This is a genomic window from Microscilla marina ATCC 23134 (assembly GCF_000169175.1).
In the GTDB taxonomy this organism is placed as follows: Bacteria; Bacteroidota; Bacteroidia; order Cytophagales; family Microscillaceae; genus Microscilla; species Microscilla marina.
In genome coordinates this window covers 160,195-179,547 of record NZ_AAWS01000006.1, presented here as the reverse complement: position 1 = coordinate 179,547, position 19,353 = coordinate 160,195, and the positions used below count along the sequence as shown (strand labels likewise).

General features: G+C 38.9%; 11 protein-coding genes. 5 read left to right on the top strand and 6 right to left on the bottom strand.

The window, feature by feature from the left end; all coding sequences use genetic code 11:
* Positions 1 to 52: 52 nt before the first annotated feature.
* The 3 genes from M23134_RS06860 to M23134_RS06850 all read right to left on the bottom strand — a co-directional run bounded on the left by M23134_RS06860 (position 53) and on the right by M23134_RS06850 (position 3,647).
* Positions 53 to 2,809, bottom strand: coding sequence for a 2-oxoglutarate dehydrogenase E1 component (locus M23134_RS06860; protein ID WP_002694840.1), 2,757 nt, complete (start codon positions 2,807 to 2,809; stop codon positions 53 to 55).
* A gap of 237 nt (positions 2,810 to 3,046) precedes the next feature.
* Positions 3,047 to 3,307 carry a hypothetical protein gene (locus M23134_RS06855; protein WP_002694838.1) on the bottom strand — a complete coding sequence of 87 codons (261 nt, stop codon included), beginning with the start codon at positions 3,305 to 3,307 and terminating at the stop codon, positions 3,047 to 3,049.
* A gap of 121 nt (positions 3,308 to 3,428) precedes the next feature.
* Positions 3,429 to 3,647, bottom strand: coding sequence for a hypothetical protein (locus tag M23134_RS06850; protein ID WP_002694837.1), 219 nt, complete (start codon positions 3,645 to 3,647; stop codon positions 3,429 to 3,431).
* An 81-nt stretch (positions 3,648 to 3,728) separates the two neighbouring features.
* Here M23134_RS06850 and M23134_RS06845 point away from each other — a divergent pair, with 81 nt between their 5' ends.
* Positions 3,729 to 4,295 carry a hypothetical protein gene (locus tag M23134_RS06845; protein ID WP_002694833.1) on the top strand — a complete coding sequence of 189 codons (567 nt, stop codon included), beginning with the start codon at positions 3,729 to 3,731 and terminating at the stop codon, positions 4,293 to 4,295.
* 239 nt (positions 4,296 to 4,534) lie between these two features.
* Here M23134_RS06845 and M23134_RS06840 read toward each other — a convergent pair whose 3' ends face one another.
* The 3 genes from M23134_RS06840 to M23134_RS06830 form a co-directional block, all read right to left on the bottom strand.
* Positions 4,535 to 5,599, bottom strand: coding sequence for a hypothetical protein (locus M23134_RS06840; RefSeq protein ID WP_002694830.1), 1,065 nt, complete (start codon positions 5,597 to 5,599; stop codon positions 4,535 to 4,537).
* 138 nt (positions 5,600 to 5,737) lie between these two features.
* Positions 5,738 to 7,441 (bottom strand): DNA polymerase/3'-5' exonuclease PolX, encoded by a 1,704-nt coding sequence (locus tag M23134_RS06835; protein ID WP_002694829.1) that lies wholly within the window; start codon positions 7,439 to 7,441, stop codon positions 5,738 to 5,740.
* 182 nt (positions 7,442 to 7,623) lie between these two features.
* Positions 7,624 to 10,686, bottom strand: a complete 3,063-nt coding sequence (locus tag M23134_RS06830) for a glycosyltransferase family 117 protein (protein ID WP_002694827.1) — start codon at positions 10,684 to 10,686, stop codon at positions 7,624 to 7,626.
* 398 nt (positions 10,687 to 11,084) lie between these two features.
* On the opposite strand from M23134_RS06830, the gene M23134_RS06825 reads away from it, so the two are divergent.
* From M23134_RS06825 to M23134_RS06810, 4 genes are all read left to right on the top strand, one after another.
* Positions 11,085 to 13,628 (top strand): hypothetical protein, encoded by a 2,544-nt coding sequence (locus M23134_RS06825; protein ID WP_002694825.1) that lies wholly within the window; start codon positions 11,085 to 11,087, stop codon positions 13,626 to 13,628.
* Between the two features lie 403 nt (positions 13,629 to 14,031).
* On the top strand, positions 14,032 to 14,721 hold the full coding sequence (locus M23134_RS06820) for a TetR/AcrR family transcriptional regulator (protein ID WP_002694823.1): 690 nt from the start codon (positions 14,032 to 14,034) through the stop codon (positions 14,719 to 14,721).
* 81 nt (positions 14,722 to 14,802) lie between these two features.
* Entirely contained in the window at positions 14,803 to 16,458 is a 1,656-nt protein-coding gene (locus M23134_RS06815) for an Ig-like domain-containing protein (protein ID WP_082226526.1), read from the top strand.
* Between the two features lie 990 nt (positions 16,459 to 17,448).
* The gene (locus M23134_RS06810; RefSeq protein ID WP_198144988.1) at positions 17,449 to 19,302 is read left to right on the top strand and encodes a tetratricopeptide repeat protein; all 1,854 of its coding nucleotides are present in this window, start codon (positions 17,449 to 17,451) and stop codon (positions 19,300 to 19,302) included.
* The last annotated feature ends 51 nt before the right edge of the window (positions 19,303 to 19,353 follow it).

Here is a 19,353-nt window from a genome sequence, read left to right as displayed (position 1 = left end):
CTCAATATACAATCAAATGGGGTTTTGTTTATTTTATAAATACTATCTTTTCTTACTTAAAAGCAGCCTCTATAATAGTCGCTTGCTCTTGGCTATGTACTGTGTGATAACCAGTGGCAGGTGAAGCACTTGACTTACGAGCGATGACCTCTATTTGGTCATAACGATATACTCGCTGAATGTAACTCCAGGCACCCATATTTACTGGTTCTTCCTGCACCCAATACGTTTTGGCATTGACATATTTACCCAATTTTAAGTGGATAGACTTAGTAGGGAATGGGTGCAATTGTTCTACACGAATAATTGCTACATCTTTGCGCTTATCGTCTTGTTGCTTTTTAAGCAAGTCGTAATAGATTTTACCAGTACACAACAATACTTTTTTCACCTTTTTAGCCTCTACATAGTCATCACCTATGACTTCATGAAACTGCCCATCGGTAAACTCAGCTACAGAGGACACTACTTTCTTGTCACGCAATAACGACTTAGGTGACATAATCACCAACGGCTTGCGGAATTCCCAAGCCAACTGACGTCGTAAAATATGGAAAAGGTTGGCAGGGGTAGTCAAGTTAGCCACAATAATGTTGTACTCTGCTGACATTTGCAAAAAACGCTCTAGTCGGGCACTTGAGTGTTCAGGTCCTTGCCCTTCATAACCGTGCGGCAACAACATAACCAAGCCATTCATTTTTTGCCATTTAGACTCCACAGCAGTAATGAACTGATCTATGATAATTTGTGCACCATTGGCAAAATCTCCAAATTGGGCTTCCCAAATGGTAAGAGCGTGAGGGTTTGCCATCGCATAGCCAAACTCAAAACCTAGTACGCCATATTCAGACAATAGTGAGTTGTAGATGCGCATTTTCTCTTGCCCTTCTTGAATATAATCAAGGCTATAGAAAGGTTCACTGGTATTGGCATCATGCAATACAGCGTGGCGGTGCGAAAAAGTACCTCGTTTTACGTCTTGTCCACTAAAGCGTACAATCTTACCTTCAGCAAGTATAGACCCATACGCCAGCAATTCGGCAGAAGCCCAATCAAGTATTTTACTGCCAAAGAACATGTCTTTGCGTTTTTCGAGCAATTTTTCTATCTGGCGAATAGGTTTGAAACCTTTTGGCAAAAAGGTCAATGCCTTCCCTATTTTATCCACCATATCAGCCGTGATTTTGGTATCGTATACCCTATCAAAGTCGGTAGGAGTAGACCAACGCAACTCTTCCCATTCTTTCTCTACAGGTTGTAATTTATATGCAACGGCTTTTTGCTTAACCATATTGAGCCTGTCCTGTAACATTTGCTTAAACTCCTGCTCCATTTCTTTGGCAATACTTGCGTCCAAGTCACCACTTTCTTTGAGACGACTCAAGTATAGTTCACGTGGATTGGGGTGCTTAGAGATCAGCTTGTACAACGCAGGCTGGGTAAATTTAGGTTCATCACTTTCGTTGTGCCCATGTTTACGGTAACACACCAAGTCGATGAAAATATCGCGGTTAAATTTCTCACGAAACTCAGCTGCCAACCTACAGCAAAATACTACTGCCTCAGGATCATCACCGTTTACGTGCAATACAGGTGAGTCAGTCATTTTTGCCACGTCGGTACAGTAAATACTAGAACGGGCATCTTCAAAATTGGTAGTAAAACCTACTTGGTTGTTGATTACAAAATGAATAGTTCCTCCGGTATGGTAGCCTTCCAGTTTCGACATTTGGGTAATTTCATATACCAAACCCTGTCCGGCAATCGCCGCATCTCCGTGAATCAAAACAGGCAATATTCGATCTACATTACCATCATACATACGGTCACACTTGGCACGTACGTATCCTTCTACCAAGGGATCTACCGCCTCAAGGTGTGAAGGGTTAGGAGCTAATTGTAAATTTACCCTGTGCCCTTCAGGAGTGTCTATTTCGGTAGCAAAACCCAAGTGATATTTTACATCACCATCTCCCATTGCTTCTTCGGGCATTTCGCCTTCAAACTCGTTGAAAACATCTTCATAGGTTTTACCCATAATGTTTACCAACACGTTGAGACGCCCCCGGTGTGCCATACCTATTACTACTTCTTTTACTCCTAGCTCTGCACTACGGTTAATCACCGCGTCTAAGGCTGGAATAGTGCTTTCGCCTCCTTCTATTGAGAAGCGTTTTTGTCCAATGTATTTGGTATGTAAAAAATTCTCAAAGGCTACTGCCTCATTGAGTTTAGATAAAATTCTTTTTTTGTAGTCAGACGAAGGATTGAAGTTGAGCGACTCGCTCTCAATTTTTTGTTTGAACCACTCCAGTACTTCTGGCTCACGAATATAGGCATACTCAAAACCAATGGTGCGCTCATAAATATGCTTAAGGGCGTCAGTGATTTCTTTCAAAGTAGCTGGGCGATCAAAAATAGTACGTCCTGCCTCAAAGGTAGTATTAAGGTCGGCATCGGTCAAACCAAAATCTTTGAGTTCGAGCCGAGCCCGACGGTCGCGGCGTGGTCTTACTGGGTTGGTTGTAGACAAAAGATGGGCACGCGAACGGTAAGCCGAGATCAACTCACGAACGCTGATTTCTTTCTCTATATCGGTTTTAGAAGCTTTACCTTTGGTTGTAGAAGCAGCCCCGTTTTGTCCGTTGGTGTTTTCACCTGGTTCTCCATATTGCTCTACCGAAAAGTCAAATCCTTTAAAGAAATATTGCCAGGTACTGTCAACCGATTCGGGGTCGTTTTTATATTGCTGGTACAGCTCTTCTACATAAGCCACATCAGCGTTTCCGATATAAGAAAATTTATCCATTTTGTGTGTTCAATTCAATATTAATAATCAATCTGACTGAGTATAGGTAATCTTGTTAACTATACCTTACCTAATTAAAACTCAATACTAATTTACACTTTTTAAATTAAAAAGCAGGAGAGGGTTTATTTTTTTTAAAAGTGTTGACTTCAGAGGCAATATTGGGGCACAAAAGTAGGCTAAATTGCCCTACCCAAAACGCTGAGGTAAGGCAATGAAGTAAGTATTTTTATAAAACTAAGGCAACACATCAGTCTTAAGCTTTTGCAACAATTTTAATTCGTTTATCAAATAGCTCATTTCTAACATACGCAACTCCAAATGACTAATCATTTTTTCGATATTATCAGGGCTTAAGCTTTGCCCAGTTTGGCTATAATGTTCTAATGGTGTGTCTGCCGATAATGAGAGATGCTCTAAACGAGCACGAATGCCTTGCTCAAACCAATCAAGCGAATAAGGGCTTTGGGCAACCTCAAAGAAATTAGTACCTTGCATACTGTTAAGTTTTTATATTTAGCAAAGCCTCTGGGGTAAGACGGTCAAATCTAACACCTCAGGGGCATCTTTGTTTTTCAAAGACGATCAAAGATAGTGAAAAATCGTTTATTTTAAAAATCTACGACTTTTGTTTTTTGTTATTCACACGGAAAATATTTTCAAAATCACTAAATTCATGCAAAAACCTATTCATACGGTTAACTGATACTTTCCTACCTTCTGCATAGAAATCGTACCTTACGTCTTTTAATCGCCTTTTTTGTTCAGAAGAAAGTTGAGGATACACGTTTTCAAGAAACCATTCAAAGGCGTCGTGGAGGGTTTTAAATTCAGGCATATTTGTTATTTTTAAGACAGTATTATATAATGGGTCTAAATTTAAGCAAAATGTGCTATTTTTAATTTTAATTATAAAGAAATGCAGCAACTAACCAAAAAAGAACGCCAACTTACCAGAAAGTATATTGCGAACAAAAGTAGTGATTTACCTTTTTATAAATGCTACGCCAGTGCTGACTGGTTTTCGGGGCATGAGCTGGTATCAGTATATGTAAGTAAGAAAATGCACAGCGGCAAAATTTGCTGTTGTGTTTACCTGATAGATAAGGGATGTTTGGGGCTGAAAAGCACCCTATATTTTATCAATATGGATGCTAACGAATATGAAGATTTTGTCGATGAAAATTTTATGAGAGAAGGGCGTGAATATGAACAAATTAATGAAGAAACGGCTCATAACCTTATTTTTGGGGGCATTGACCACGCAGCAAGTTGTGGTTTTGACCCTATGGATAAAGACTGGGCAATTACCCAAAGATTTTTGGACGAAGACTTGATTACAGATGGAATAGACGAAATAGAGTTTGGCAAAGACGGTAAGCCTATCTACTTGACAGGACCGTATGATGATATAAAGAAAAATCTTAGAGTTTTGACTAATAACTTAGGAGAAGACGGTTTTACTTATGTAGCTCCTCCTTTTTAATTGAGTTACAACAAAGTATTACCTCTGCCTTTGAGGCAAAACTTGCAACAATCCTTCACTGAATTTTAAAGCCAAAAGTTATCCACATTTTACCTCGTTTTTTTGTGGATAACTGGTGGATAACTTTTTTAGGACGTTTCAAAGGTTAGGCAACCGAGCCATACACAACTCAAATGTGCCTACAAGTCGTTTTTACAAAGCAACAAAAAACTCAAACCATCAAAAGTTAAGTTATATCACTAAAGTATAAAAACCGATTTGTTGGGTACGTTATCTAAGGGCTGATAAGGCTGAATGATGAGTTTATATTTATAGTCATCAGGGTTTACTTCACTATACTTTTTGTAAGGCAAATCAGGGGCATTTTTTTGAATCAGGCTAAAAAACTCACCCGTAAGTTTTGACGAAAATTCACCCGAAAAAATGTCTTGAAAAACCGCCTCATCAGACGTAAACAAACCATAGGCAGTCTCAAAACCACTATTAACAACTCCCCAAAAATTACACTCACACCAATCGTAATATGACTTAAACTTGATGTGTATACCTGTGTCCTTAAAGGGAATATGTAAACGTGCATCTACCAACGGATTATCCTCTGTATTAGCTTCTAACAATTCACCTGTTTCCTCCTCGGTAGCCATTGCTTTTACCTGCCCTTCTTCCTCAGGTTTTTCGTTCTCAGCATTTGCTTCCTCTTCATCCTGAGAAGCCAGCCATTGGTGTGGCAATACAAAAGACTTAAAAAAACGGGTGTGATTGCCCACTACCCAATCTTTGCCATAAGCATTTATTGGATAGCCCTCCAGGTGGTTGGCTTGCAAATCGGTCAAAAACTCATCAAAATATGCGTATTGCTCGACATTTACAATCAATACTTGCGCCTCTTGAAAAGATTCATCGTGGTATACCGTACTGATAAGGTCTTCGGCTGTGGTAGGGGTGTCGGCATCGATTATAATAAATACAGTACTATGCTCAGGCAGCACATAATCTATGTCAAACTTATTGGGCATTGGAGCTATGCTTGGCTCAGCTACTTTTTCGGTCGCCTCTTCTATATTGTTTACTATTTTGAGCAAACTATGGCACAAATTAGTTTTTATTTGCGAGTGGATTTCTTCACTCATTGACAAGTCGTCAATACGGTTGAGGTAGTCATTGTAATACCTCTGTTGGATACTCAAAACATTGTACATTTCTTGACGTTGTTCTTCGACAAACCCACTGAGTTTCTGAAGAGCATCACCAATGTTTTCGTTTTGAATCAACCCCTTTACTTCGTCTAAAATGATATTTTTCATAGTTCTGTTTAGATGGTGTGTGTGCAAATATTGTACAATAGGGAACGACTATGCCTCTCACCTCAAAACACCACCTCACAGCCTTGAATTTAGCCCTGTACCAGCAGCTAATCTATAGCCCTGGTACAAAACAAAACATTAAATCCCCTTTTGCTTTTTTCGATCCGCAAAATATCTACCTAAAGTGTCAACTCCGAGAGTATTTAACGTCATTTCTTTTGTTAACCCACCTTTTCGCCCTACACACACCCCATAATACACATGATCAATGGTGCCAACCTCGTGCGAATCAGGGTTGATGCTTAATTTTACACCTTTCTCTATAGCATAGTGTACCCACTGCCAGTCTATATCTAATCGCCAAGGGCTGGCGTTTATTTCGATGCTCACATTGTTTGCTGCACAAGCATCTATTACTTTTTTGTGGTTTACAGGGTAACCCTCGCGCCTTAATAACAAACGCCCGGTAGGGTGCCCCAACATAGTAGTATAAGGGTTTTCTATAGCCTTAATCAATCTTGCGGTGGCTTTTTCTTCTGCCATTTTCAATCCCGAATGAACAGAAGCAATGATAAAATCAAACTTGGCAAGAATATCATTATCATAATCAAGCCCACCATCGGCTATAATGTCCGACTCCATTCCTTTAAATATTTTGAAAGGCGCCAACTTTTCATTCAATGCATCTATTTCTTTAATCTGGTCAAGTACTCTGCCCACTGGCAAGCCATTGGCATAAAAAGCCGACTGAGAATGATCAGTAATGCCCAAATATTCATACCCGGCATTTTTTACCGCAAGCGCCATTTCTTCTAAAGTGTTTTTGCCATCGCTATAGGTAGAGTGGGCGTGTAGAATACCTTTCAAATCGCCCACTTCCAGCAATTGAGGAAGCTTACCTGCTTTGGCAAGCGCCAGCTCAAAATCACCTTCACGCATTTCAGGTACAACATAAGCAAGGTTGGCTTTCTGATAAATAGCTTCTTCGGTAGGGAGCTTATGCTCGCGGGCTATTTGGTATAATGTGGGCATTCCAGCTTCGGCATACTCCAAATGTGCCGGACTAGCTGAATGGATAAATACTTCTCCAACAAACTCATCAGCAGTACACCAACGAGCTTCGACCCTAAGTGGACTATTGGCGAATTTACCTCGCCACGCATACAAACCTGTATTTTTGAGGCTTTGCTCCAAAAACTCGCAGTTTGTCAGGACTGTAAATAACTCTTCTTGTGGCGTAGTAGCAATTACCTGTACCTGGTCTACCAGATTAAGCTTACGTCTGATTTGCCCTACTACTTCAAACTTACCCGAAAGCGATTTTTCCTGTAAATAATCCTTGAGTTGTTGTGCCAATGTCTCGGCTTGGGCATAATGCAAGCGCTGTGCATTGGCTTTGCGAAACAAAAGCGCATTTTTAATGTTTTCCTGGGTTTTTTGCCCAAAACCTTTGACCTGAGCAAGTTGGTCGGTTTCGCAAGCCAGCAACAAAGCTTCTATATCTTCAATACCTAACCCTTCCCAAATTACTTTTATTTTCTTGATTCCCAATCCGTCAATCTCCATCATATCTATCAACCCCTCAGGAGTTTTTGCCCGATACTCCTCCAACTGCTTGAAAGTTCCGGTTTGATTGATGTCATCTATTTTGGTGGCTATAGCCTTGCCTATTCCGTCTAACTCCTGTAGCTCTTTGAGCGACATGCCAGACAAAGGTTCAGTCAAAGCTTCCATGTTAAAAACTGCCGTGTGGTACGAACGTACTTTAAAGTTATTTTCGCCGTGTAGCTCTAACAGAGATGCGTGTAACTTAAGTAAATTAAAGATTTGTTGATTGGTCAAGACTTTAAGAGTTTTAGTTTTACTAAACAGTGTAGATTATAGCTAAACAAAATTACAGCATATTTATATTTAATTACAGTATTTGAGTCATAAAAAACAGGGAGTCAAAGAAGTTTGACTTTCAAAAAAAAAGCACCCTCAGCTGAGGGTGCTTTTTATATAACATTGATAGCAATTATTTTTTATTCAAAGGCATTGCTAAATCGACCCATATTGTTCTTCTGAACTTGGTCATATTTTTTATGCAATGCTTGAGCTTCTTTCCCTTTTTGACCTTGCAAAGCATTTACTAAAGAGTAAAGGTTGTACATGGCATAACGCAACGAGTTAGGGTTTCTTCGTCTCAAATTGTTATCATAAATATAGTTGAGTTTTTGCTCTACTCTGTGCCCTATTGTTCGTGCCATTTCAAGTGCTTCTTTTTCTAAACCTACTTTAAATAACTCATCAATAAAAGGCGTGAAGAACATACTATAAGGAATTGCCTCATCGGTAATGGCCTCTAAACAAAACTTAGCTGCTTTTTTGGCTTTATCCATTTTGCCCTCTTTGATCAACTGTTGCACCAGACGTCGGAAAGAAGAACGGGTAGTAGTAGGGAAGCGCCTTGCATTTTCATCATGGTACGCCTTGGGGTCGTCTAGTCCACGATAGAAAAATCCTTTAGTTTTACCATCGCCTATGCCACCTAGCTTTACAGGCAACATGTTTTCATACATCAGTTCAGCATTTACAAAGCCATCTTTTGCTCCAGGTACACGTACAGGCAACAAGCGATAAGCCAACCCTTCGAGCTGCATAAACTCTTTAAGGTTCAGTGAGTTATTCCCACTAATATTGCTGGTAAAATATATAGGTCGTTTCCAGTCATTTTTGGCATTGGTAGCAATAATATCCAACATCAACAAATGGTGTTTGTAAATGTATTGTTTGCCCATATTCCAAATCATTACAGATGGAATTTTATCGTGTAAATCTTTAGGAACAAAATCTTTTTGCTTGACAATAGCTGCCTTGTTTTGATTAATAGCCAATAGTTTAGAAGGGTATGTATAAATACCATCGTTCCCCCTTGACTGATACAATCGTTTATCTTGTTTGTTCAACAAGCCAATGTAGCTATTTAGGTTTAAGCCTTGCTTTAACATACCGTTTGCTACTCGCTCGTTGAATCGGCTTCCCTGATTTGCCGCCCAATAAGTAAGGTAGTCGTTAGTACCAGTCTGGTAATTTTCAGGCTTCAATGTGATAGGCAAAGCCTCCGATTCGTAAGTTTTACGAGTCATTTGGCGGGCATACCAGGCAGTACCCAATAAACTTAGGTTACACACCCTTACATCGGTACGGAAGCCTTCTACTTCTTGTATATACCACAACGGAAATGTATCATTGTCGCCTTCAGTAAATAGAATAGCATTGGGGGCACACGAATTCAAAAGGTTTTTGGCAGACTCAATAGATTGATATTGACGCGACCTATCGTGATCATCCCAACCTTGCTGAGCCATGATCACAGGGGCAACTAATGAGATGGCTGTTGCCAATACTGGTGCGGCCAATCCTTTTTTGAGCACCCCTTGCAAGACTTCTGCCATGAACATGACCCCAAAGCCTATCCAAATGGCAAACACATAAAAGGAACCTACATATATATAATCGCGCTCGCGAGGCTCTACTGGGGGCGAATTGAGGTAAAGTACTAAGCCTATTCCGGTAAGGAAAAATAACATTCCAGTAACTAGCCCTACCCTTTGGTTACGCATGAGCATAAATAACACCCCCAATAATCCCAATATAAGTGGTATGCCATAAAACTTATTATGTGCTTTGTTTTTAGCAATACCTTCGGGCAAATTACTACGACTGGTAAAGGTAGCTACGCCAGCATCTTGAATGTCACTCTCTCTTCCGATAAAGTTCCAGCCAAAGTATCGCCAATACATATGCCCCAACTGATAAGAAAACATAAACTTTAAGTTATGTATAGTTCTGGGTTTCTGCCCTTTAGCTAACCCAGTACGTTCACGGTACAAGTCGGGGTGATTGGACTGTTTACTGTACATGCGAGGAAACCACATCGTATTGTCATAAGTATTTTTAATTTTATAATCATAAATCTCATAACGCTTACTTTTGTCATCCTTGCGGTATTTTGCCTCTCCTCTATCTTGCTTAGTAATCTGAGACATAAAAGTACGCCCATGTACTAAAGGGCGATCACCGTATTGTTCACGTTTCAAATAAGATACATAACGTACAATATCGCTAGGGTCGTTTTCATTGATAGGAGGGTTATAATTGGCTCTAATCAATACAATGCCGTAAGATGCATACCCAAACAAAACAAATGTAAGGCACAACATGGCAGTGTTTGCCAACACTTTTTCTCTTTTCTGTGTATAGTACACTCCGAAGGTAACACCCCCCAATAGGACTACCATAAAAAACAAAATACCTGATCCAAAAGGCAAACCAAAACTATTAACAAAGGTGATTTCAAGGTTACCAGCCAAGGTAGGTAAACCAGGGATAATGCCGTACATGATCAATATAATCAAACCACCACCTACAGCCAATGCTGCCACAATACCCAGTAGGTTGTATGTATTGTAACGTTTATAATAATATACCAAACCCAAGGCTGGAATTGCCACCAGGTTCAACAAGTGCACCCCAATAGACAAGCCCATCATATAGGCAATTAAAATCAACCAACGGTTAGAACTACGAGGATCGTCTATGCGCTCCCAACGAAGCATGGCCCAAAAAACAAAGGCAGTAAAAAACGATGACATCGCATATACTTCGGCTTCTACTGCCGAAAACCAAAACGAATCGGAAAAAGTGTATACCAGTGCTCCTATGACACCTCCTCCCATTAACATAATAATTTGGCTGGGAGATAAATCTTGCTCGTTTTTAACTGGTAAAAGCTTAAGCCCTAGCATAGTAATAGACCAGAACAAAAACAGGATAGAAAAGCTACTTGCTAAAGCTGAGATGGTATTGATCCAAAATGCTACCTGTGTTACATCACCCAGAGCCAAGAAAGAAAACATGCGCCCAAGCAACAAAAAGAAAGGAGCTCCTGCCGGGTGAGGAACTTGTAATTTATATGAACAGGCAATAAATTCGCCGCAATCCCAATAACTGGCTGTTCGCTGAACAGTCAGCATATAAACTATGGTAGCAATGGCAAAAATAGCCCAACCTACCATATTGTTAATTTTCTTAAACTCAAACATAAGTCTTTGGTTTCTACTATCAATGATAAATTACTCTACATGCATTCTCCAACATGTAGGATAGAATATGCTGCGAAAATAGAAAATTTTAGGCGATAAGTTCAAAACTCACTCTAGTTGTTTTGATTTAGGCCTCAAAACTCCCCTCTAAGCACCTGCAAAGTGGGTAAACTTGGGTAATTTTTCTATCAAATATTTACAATATAAAACTTCCTGTTTTACCACTACTCCGGGTTGGTTGCTGCCTTATGCTTTTTAGTAGATAAACAACAAATAGTGTGGGCATTATTCAAAAAGGTGAAATTTTTGTGTAAATTCATTCAACTGTAAAGCAGGGTTGATTATATAAATATAACTGCTTAAAAACCAGATACCGAACAATCAAAAGACGAAACAATATGTCAGACTCAAACCGCGAGCGCGACTTGGTGCTCACCCCTAATGAATTTGCTTTTATTTCTGACCAAACCAAAGGGAATATCAACGTATATGTTGGTCCCTACAAAACTAGTTTGGCGAATACTGATAAACCTGTCATATTTGACCCACACAGTAAAAAATTTGACCGCTGTACATTAGACAAATCATTGCAAACTTTTACAACTGCACCAGAAGGTTGGTATGTGGTAATGAAAAACCCACCTCAAGATGAAACCCAGCCCAAAAATGGTACAGTAAGTAATTTGGTTGCATTAAATGTAGGGCGTAAAGTAAACATTCCTGGTCCTATCAATTTTGCGCTTTGGCCAGGACAAATGGTAAAGGTACTGAGAGGGCACAACCTCAGGTCTAATCAGTACTTGGCTGTAAGGGTATACGACGAAGATGAAGCTCATAAAAACTGGGCAAAAGCCGTAATAAAAACCAAAAGCTCGGCAGAGCACCCCAAAGACGAAGAAGAAAATAATGATGGAAGCGAAACTGCTGAGGTAACCAATATTGAAGATATGCCCGATTTGACGATGGGCAAAATGCTTATTATTAAAGGAGACTCTGTTTCTTTTTATATTCCTCCTACTGGCATAGAAGTAGTGCGTGATGTCAATGGCAACTACGTAAGAGAAGCAGTTACATTAGAACGGTTAGAGTATTGCATTTTGTTGGATGAAGATGGCAACAAACGTTATATTCAAGGGCCTGCCGTGGTTTTTCCTCAACCCACCGAGGAGTTTGTCTATCGAAATGGGTCGCGTAAGTTTAAAGCCATAGAGTTGAATGAAATGAGCGGCTTGTATATCAAGGTAATTGCTCCTTATGAAGAAAACGGGCAGACTTACAAAGAAGGGGAGGAATTATTTGTAACTGGTAAAGAGCAGATGATTTATTACCCACGTCCCGAACACGCCATTATCAAATATGGTAATAAGGAACGGCATTATGCTATAGCCATTCCAGCGGGTGAAGGACGCTACTATTTGAATCGTAAAACCGGAAAGGTATCGCTTAAAAAAGGACCTGCCATGTTTTTGCCTGACCCTCGTGAAGCTGTTTTTGTAAAAAGAGTAATTGATCCTAAAAAAGTAAAGTTGTGGTTTCCGGGCAACAGTGAGGCACTGGAGTATAATAAACAACTAAAGGGAGAACTTGACAGGCGAAAGTCATCGGAAGGTTACCTTGAAGCATCAACTGAACCATTGGCGGCAGTAGAAGCCGAAGAGCTTGATGACGAAATTGCTGAAAAACCCCGCCGCAACAAAAAGGAAAAAGTATCGAAAGAAATGGCTGGAGATGAATTTACCCGTGACCAAACTTTTACCCCACCTCGCACCATTACTTTAGACACAAAGTATGATGGGGCGGTAACCATTAATTTATGGACGGGTTATGCTATTTTGGTAGTGAGTAAAACCGGGCAACGCAAAGTAATCGTAGGTCCTCAAACTTATTTACTGGAATATGATGAAAGCCTGGAAGCCATCACACTTTCTACAGGCACTCCTAAAACTACAGAAAACACTATAGACACCGTATATTTGCGTGCCTTGCACAACAAAATATCTGATATAGTAAAGGCTGAATCTTCTGACTTTACTCAAGTAAGCATTACTTTATCTTATAGAGTAAACTTTACCGGAGATTCTGAAAAATGGTTTAATGTGCAAAACTACGTCAAGTTCTTGACCGACCATATGCGTTCATTCATTCGCAATTTGGTGAAAAAACATACAATTATGGATTTTTACGGCAATGGCATTGATATCTTACGCAATGGAGTATTGGGTGCCTCAAGCAAGACCAATAAACGTCCGGGCAGGTTGTTTGAAGAAAACAACGTACATATATACGACCTTGAAGTACTTGACATTCGCCTAAGCGATATTAGCATTGAAAATTTACTAATTTCTGCCCAGCAAGAAGTAGTCAAACAAACTTTGCGCATAGACGCTGAAAAGCGAAAACTAGAATTTACCCAAAAAAGTGAAGATATTAATCAAAAAATTTCAGCTACTAAATCTGTCACTGTGCAGAAACAATTTGAACTAGAGAAAAAAGAAGCTGAAAAAGAATTGGAACTGATATTGAGCCGCATCAATACTGAAATTCAGACGAAAAGACGTAACCTGGAAGCCAACCTAGAAGAGCAAAGTCTACTGACTCAAATAAATGATGCAGAACTGGAACGAAAGCAAAAAGAAGAAGATTTATTGCTGGATATTGCCCAGAAAGAACTAGAGCAAGAGTTGGAGCTTTTGCGTGCTGATGTGGAGGCAGTGGTACAAAAGGCTGAAGCGGTATCGCCTAAACTCATTGCAGCGTTACAATCTTTTGCTGACAAAGCCTTGGCCGAAAAAGTAGCCAAGTCGATGTCTCCACTTGCCATATTGGGAGGTAAAAGCGTAGCCCATGTATTTAGCAATATGCTTAAGGGTACCAAGCTTGCCCACGTACTCGAAAACGAGGCTGACAATGAGATTGATGACATAGAAGAAGGTGAGTATTAGTGCATAGTTATTTACATATTATTTAGCGACTTTTGCCCTCTGACTTCCTCGTAAAAAAGTTAGATAGCTATGGCTATCCGCCATTTTAACGACTCGTCAGAAAACAAAACCGAGCTTTTCGCGAGCTCAACGTAGTTAATTCATCCAAATTAATAGGCAACTTATTTAATCCCCAAAGCACTAGACCAACTACTACCAAACAAAAAAATCAATGACTTTGGGAGTCATTGATTTTTTTGTTTTTTTCACCCTTTCTCCTCACTTATAAAGAAACAGGCTAAATAATTCACCTTGCATAAAACTTTCTTTTATGTGTATCAGTTAGAATAATAGTTTTACTATTAAAATAAAAACCTTTACTTTGAACTTTGATAGTAGTTTCACATCAAACCATAATTAAATAATGGGTGTTAGAGCGACCATTAAAATAAATGTCAATGATAATATCTACCTGAGAGACCCAGAACAAACTCAGTTAGGAAAAAAAATCATAAGCAAAAGCATCGACCTAATCGATGAACTTGGCTTCGAGGACTTTACATTCAAGAAATTAGCCAACCAAATCAGTTCTACTGAAGCTTCTATTTACCGCTATTTTGAAAACAAACATAACTTGCTGGTGTATTTACTGGTATGGTACTGGAGCTGGCTAGAGTACCAGATAGACTACCAAACCAACAATATAGAAGATACAGAAAAGCAACTTAAAATAGCCATTAGAATCATAGCTGAATCATTAAGCTCGCACAGTGAGTCTCACTTTCCTCATATCAATGAGGCTGCTTTGCACCGCATAGTAGTGTCTGAATCATCTAAAACTTATTATACCAAAAGTGTAGACGACGAAAATAAGTTTGGTTTTTTTCATAGTTACAAATCGCTTTGTAAAAAAGTAGCCAATATGATCAAAGCGTATAACAGCGACTACCCTTATGCCCATGCACTTACCAGTACAATGCTGGAATCGGCTCATCAACAAATCTTTTTTTCGCAACATTTACCTTCTCTTACTGAACTTAAATGCGCTGACTCAGAAACTTCTGAAATTATTCACTACCTAGATCAGCTTATTTTCAGACAAATTCAAAAATAAGTAGTAGCGATTTCGACACAAAACACGAATTATCAATAAGTTTGCACCGCTAAGTCTATTAGTTGATAAATTTTCCTGTTGATGATGACTCGTGTTATATACCTATATATAGTATACCTTGGTATGGTGGTTTGGATGCTCCTTAGTGTGAGTGGTTGTGCCAATATTATGGCACCCACTGGTGGTGCCAAAGATAGCTTGCCTCCTACCATGGATACGGCTCGTTCGTACCCTAAGCTTGAACAACTCAATTATAAGGACGACAAAATAGAATTATATTTTAATGAGTGGATCAAAGCACCCAAGCTAAAGCAAGAATTAATCATTACCCCAAGAGTCAAAGATTATACATTTAAAATAAGCAAGAAAAGGCTACGCATTACCTTTTTACAACCCTTGGACAGCAATACTACCTACAACCTTGATTTCCGGGAAAGTATTCAAGACATTACCGAAGGCAACCCTACACCAGTAAGGCTGGCTTTTAGTACTGGTAGTCAATTGGACACAATGGAAATAAAAGGAAAAGTAATGATTCCGTTAACAAATAAAGCAGCTAAAAAAACCATTGTAGCATTATATAAAGTAGATGATACGCTTAAAGTAGACAAAGATGAACCATACTACCTTACCCAAACCAATGATGCTGGCATTTACCACTTCAAAAATATAAAAGCCAATCGCTATAGATTATATGCTATTCAGGATGCCAACAATAACAAGTATTATAATAAAAATGAATTGATTGGGTTTGCCCCCGAAATAGTTGACCTCACTCAAGGAAGTCAAGATTCACTTAACTTAAACCTGGTACAAGAAGATTATGATGCCCCTCGTATGATTGGCAAATTGCGTCAAAAACACTATTTTGAAATAAAATTTAACGAAGGAGTTCAAACACTCAAAGTAGATTCGGGACAAACCAACCTGCGCCAAAAAGTATTGTATAACCTGACTGATCGTGGCAAGAAGTTGACCTTCTACAATATGCAAGGCTTAGACTCCTTGCGGCTTCGTATCATAGCTCAAGACTCTGCCCAAAATAGATTGAGTGAAGAGGTAAATCTTCGTTTCAACAATAAGCCTGTCAAAGAAAAAGACAAAGCGACCTTTAAAATAGACATTCAACCTAAAAATACACTAGGCATTGTAGGAAACAAACTAGACCTTACTGTTAAATTTAGCAAACCTATAGTACAGTTTGCAGCCGAAAAGCTCAAGTACCTGGTAGATGCCGATACGGTAAACCTAAAGCCATTGATAGACAGTAGTGCCAAGTTTGAATGGAACCAGTTTAAAACCCAATTAAACATCACCCGCCCGGTTTCTTTTAAAAACGTTATAAAACTAGTAGCTGACAGTGCTGCATTTGTAAGTGCAGTAAACGACTCAAGCCAAATGATCAAAACTACGCTCAACCGACTAGACCCTACCAAAATAGGCCTAGTAAATATTGCTATAGAAACCCAAAGCCCCCATTTTATCATACAACTACTCAACCAAGAGTTTCAGATAATCAAAGAACGTAAAAGTGGCGAAGTGACAGGCAATAGTTTTAAATTTGATAACCTGGCTCCAGGCAGTTACAGCATCAGAATTATCATTGATGAAAACAATAATGGTAAGTGGGATTTCTCAAACTATAAGGAAAACAAGCCTGCCGAAAACATTACATTTTACCCTAGTTCTATTCAACTAAGAGCCAACTGGGAACAAAATATTATCCTTAAATTCTAAACTTAAAGCTATATAAACCACTTACAAGTGAGCTTTATCACTTGATAAAACAAGTTTATCGAACGTCATGGTGAGCGCTAAAAAATGATTTTGCCCAAATTTTATATTGATTTGTGGATAACCTCTGCTACTTACTTTTCTTCGAAAACAACTCCTCATTAGCCATTTAATAGATTAAACATATTGCTACACCTAAATAATTAAATGGCTTTCTACACCAATTGACAGCAAATACTTATCGAAAACCAAGCGATATTATCGAATGTAATGCTATTTATGTCAACAGACTCGACTATAAATGTGGATAACTTTGTGGATAAACCATTAATTTATCCACAAATGTTAAAAATCAACGTAGATAACTCTAGTTTCAAGTCATAGATCCCCCCACTACTTATCCACATTATCCACAAAACCTGTGGATAACCCTAAAAATTGTGTGGATAAGTGCCTGATTTGTCCACATATTTAGGTGGATAACTTTAACTCCAATGTTGAAAAACTATAGGGGTGTGTAAAACCCTTTGTTTATCCACAATTTATCCACATGTTTATCCACCAAAAAATAGGGGTTATCAACATCGATTCTCGATCATGATTTTAGCAAAACAAATTGAAACAATGTGGATAAGTATGTGGACAAATCGAATAAGGTGGGTATAACTCCTCGAAATAAAAGTGAACCTCGACAATGTATATTTAGCAATATTGGCAGGAAAATATTCTCAAGTGAAAAACAAAAGTTATCCACAGCATGATAATAATAATAATACTTAAGTAATTAAATAATTTATTGTTCTTTATTTAAAAGAGGTTAGAAGCTTTTCGCTTGAAAGCAGAATTTTTTAAAAGATAAAAAAATCTTATCGATAGGAATTGCCGTTAATACTGTTACTTTCGAAATGTGTTTTCGAAAGATGTTATTTTTATTGTAGTATATTTTAATGTATGAACATGAATATTAGCCATGAAATAAAAAAAGATAAAAAAATGAATCAGACCATTACCCGATTTTTTTTGATGTTAGGGATCATAATATTTGCAAATTTGATTATGCCACCGCAAGCAGTGGCACAAAATAAAAACCTACAATTGGCAGATGAGTACTTTCAGAAGAAGGAGTATGAAAAAGCCAATAGTTTATATGAAAAACTTTCACTGCGTACCACCTACCTACAACAAGTCTATACTAACTACCTGGCGTCGTTGCTGGCTCAAAAACAATTTAAAGATGCCGAAAAATTGATTAAGCGACGCATGCGAATTGAGCCTGAAAATCCTACTTTGCCTATTGACTATGGCTTTGTACTCGAACGACAAGGCAAGATAGGGCGGGCTGACAAGCAGTTCGAGCGGGTGGTGAATGATGTACGTAAGAAACCTGATCACGTGGTGTCAGCGGCCGCTGAGCACTTTGTATTGCTTGATAAAGCTACCTGGGCAGAGAAGATATATTTGAATGCCCGCCGAGGCATTGCCAACAAGTACCTGTTTGCTCAAGAACTGGCCAATGTGTATGCTACTTTGGGCAAGTTTGAACCAATGATTGATGAATATATCAATGTCGCATTGGACGATCGCAAAAACCTGGAATCTGTCAAAGGAGCCTTGCAAGATCGCCTGACAACTCAAAAAGACTTAGAGAAGTTTGAAAAAATATTGCTTACAAAGCTACAGAAGCAGCCTGGTGAGATTATCTATAACGAGTTTCTACTCTGGATCTATTTACAACAAAAGTTGTTTTACAGAGCCTTTATTCAAGCCAAAGCACTTGACCGACGTTATCGACAGGAAGGGAGCGAATTGTTGAACATTGGAATGATTGCTATGCGCAATGAGGACTACAAAAATGCCAAGCGAATGTTTGCCTATGTGGTCAAGAAGTATCCGAAAGGTAGCAATTATTCAGTGGCTCGCCATTACTTAATCAAAGCCAAAGAAGCAGTAGTAAAGAACACTTACCCCGTAGCTAGAACTGATATTGAGTCATTAATTGGTGACTATAGCCAGCTATTGAAAGACCTGGGGCGCAACTTTCGTACGTTGAACGCCATGAGAAGCATTGCGTTATTACAGGCTTTTTATCTTGATAAGAAAGACACTGCAGTGGTTACTTTAAAAGATGCTATCAAACTGAGCGGGTACAATCAACGCTTTATAGCCCAATGCCGCCTCGACCTGGGCGATATTTATATTTTGAAGGGAGAACCCTGGGAAGCTACTTTGCTTTACTCACAGGTGGAGAAAACGCGAAAGAGAAGGCCTTTAGGGTATGAGGCAAAGCTACGCAATGGGAAACTTTCTTATTTTAAGGGCGATTTTGAGTTGGCACAGGGGCATTTAGATATTTTGAAAGAAGCCACTACCCGTGAAATTGCCAACGACGCAATGAATTTGAGTTTATTGATCAGGGATAACACTGCATTGGATATGGACACTACCAACTCGGCAATGAAAGCCTACGCTGGAGTAGAGCTGTTGATGTTTCAGCATAAAGATAAAGAAGCTTTGGATAAGCTGGTTGAGATGGAAAAAAAGTACAAAGACCACAGTTTGAAAGATGAAATTTTATGGAGCAAATCTAAGTTACTGCTTAAAATGGCTAAATTTCAAGAAACCATCGAAGTGCTTGAACAAATTGTAAAACAGCATGGGCAAGATATATTGGCTGATGATGCCCATTTTACCATAGGAAAAATCTACGAAGAATACCTTAAAAACCCTGAGAAAGCCAAGGAATATTACCGAAACCACTTAACGAAATTTCCTGGGAGTATTTATGTGGTAGAAGCCCGTAAGCGATTTCGTATTATCAGAGGGGATTTTAAGTCATTGGAAAATTAGATTAAACGGAGAAACTCGCAGGTGTTTATAACGTATTTTTTAGATAGATAG

Coding starts and splice junctions, on each gene's coding strand:
- M23134_RS06845 (WP_002694833.1), top strand. CDS start 3,729: ATGCAGCAACTAACCAAAAAAGAACGCCAACTTACCAGAAAGTATATT.
- M23134_RS06815 (WP_082226526.1), top strand. CDS start 14,803: ATGATGACTCGTGTTATATACCTATATATAGTATACCTTGGTATGGTG.
- M23134_RS06855 (WP_002694838.1), bottom strand. CDS start 3,307: ATGCAAGGTACTAATTTCTTTGAGGTTGCCCAAAGCCCTTATTCGCTT.
- M23134_RS06825 (WP_002694825.1), top strand. CDS start 11,085: ATGTCAGACTCAAACCGCGAGCGCGACTTGGTGCTCACCCCTAATGAA.
- M23134_RS06860 (WP_002694840.1), bottom strand. CDS start 2,809: ATGGATAAATTTTCTTATATCGGAAACGCTGATGTGGCTTATGTAGAA.
- M23134_RS06850 (WP_002694837.1), bottom strand. CDS start 3,647: ATGCCTGAATTTAAAACCCTCCACGACGCCTTTGAATGGTTTCTTGAA.
- M23134_RS06810 (WP_198144988.1), top strand. CDS start 17,449: ATGAATCAGACCATTACCCGATTTTTTTTGATGTTAGGGATCATAATA.
- M23134_RS06830 (WP_002694827.1), bottom strand. CDS start 10,686: ATGTTTGAGTTTAAGAAAATTAACAATATGGTAGGTTGGGCTATTTTT.
- M23134_RS06820 (WP_002694823.1), top strand. CDS start 14,032: ATGGGTGTTAGAGCGACCATTAAAATAAATGTCAATGATAATATCTAC.
- M23134_RS06840 (WP_002694830.1), bottom strand. CDS start 5,599: ATGAAAAATATCATTTTAGACGAAGTAAAGGGGTTGATTCAAAACGAA.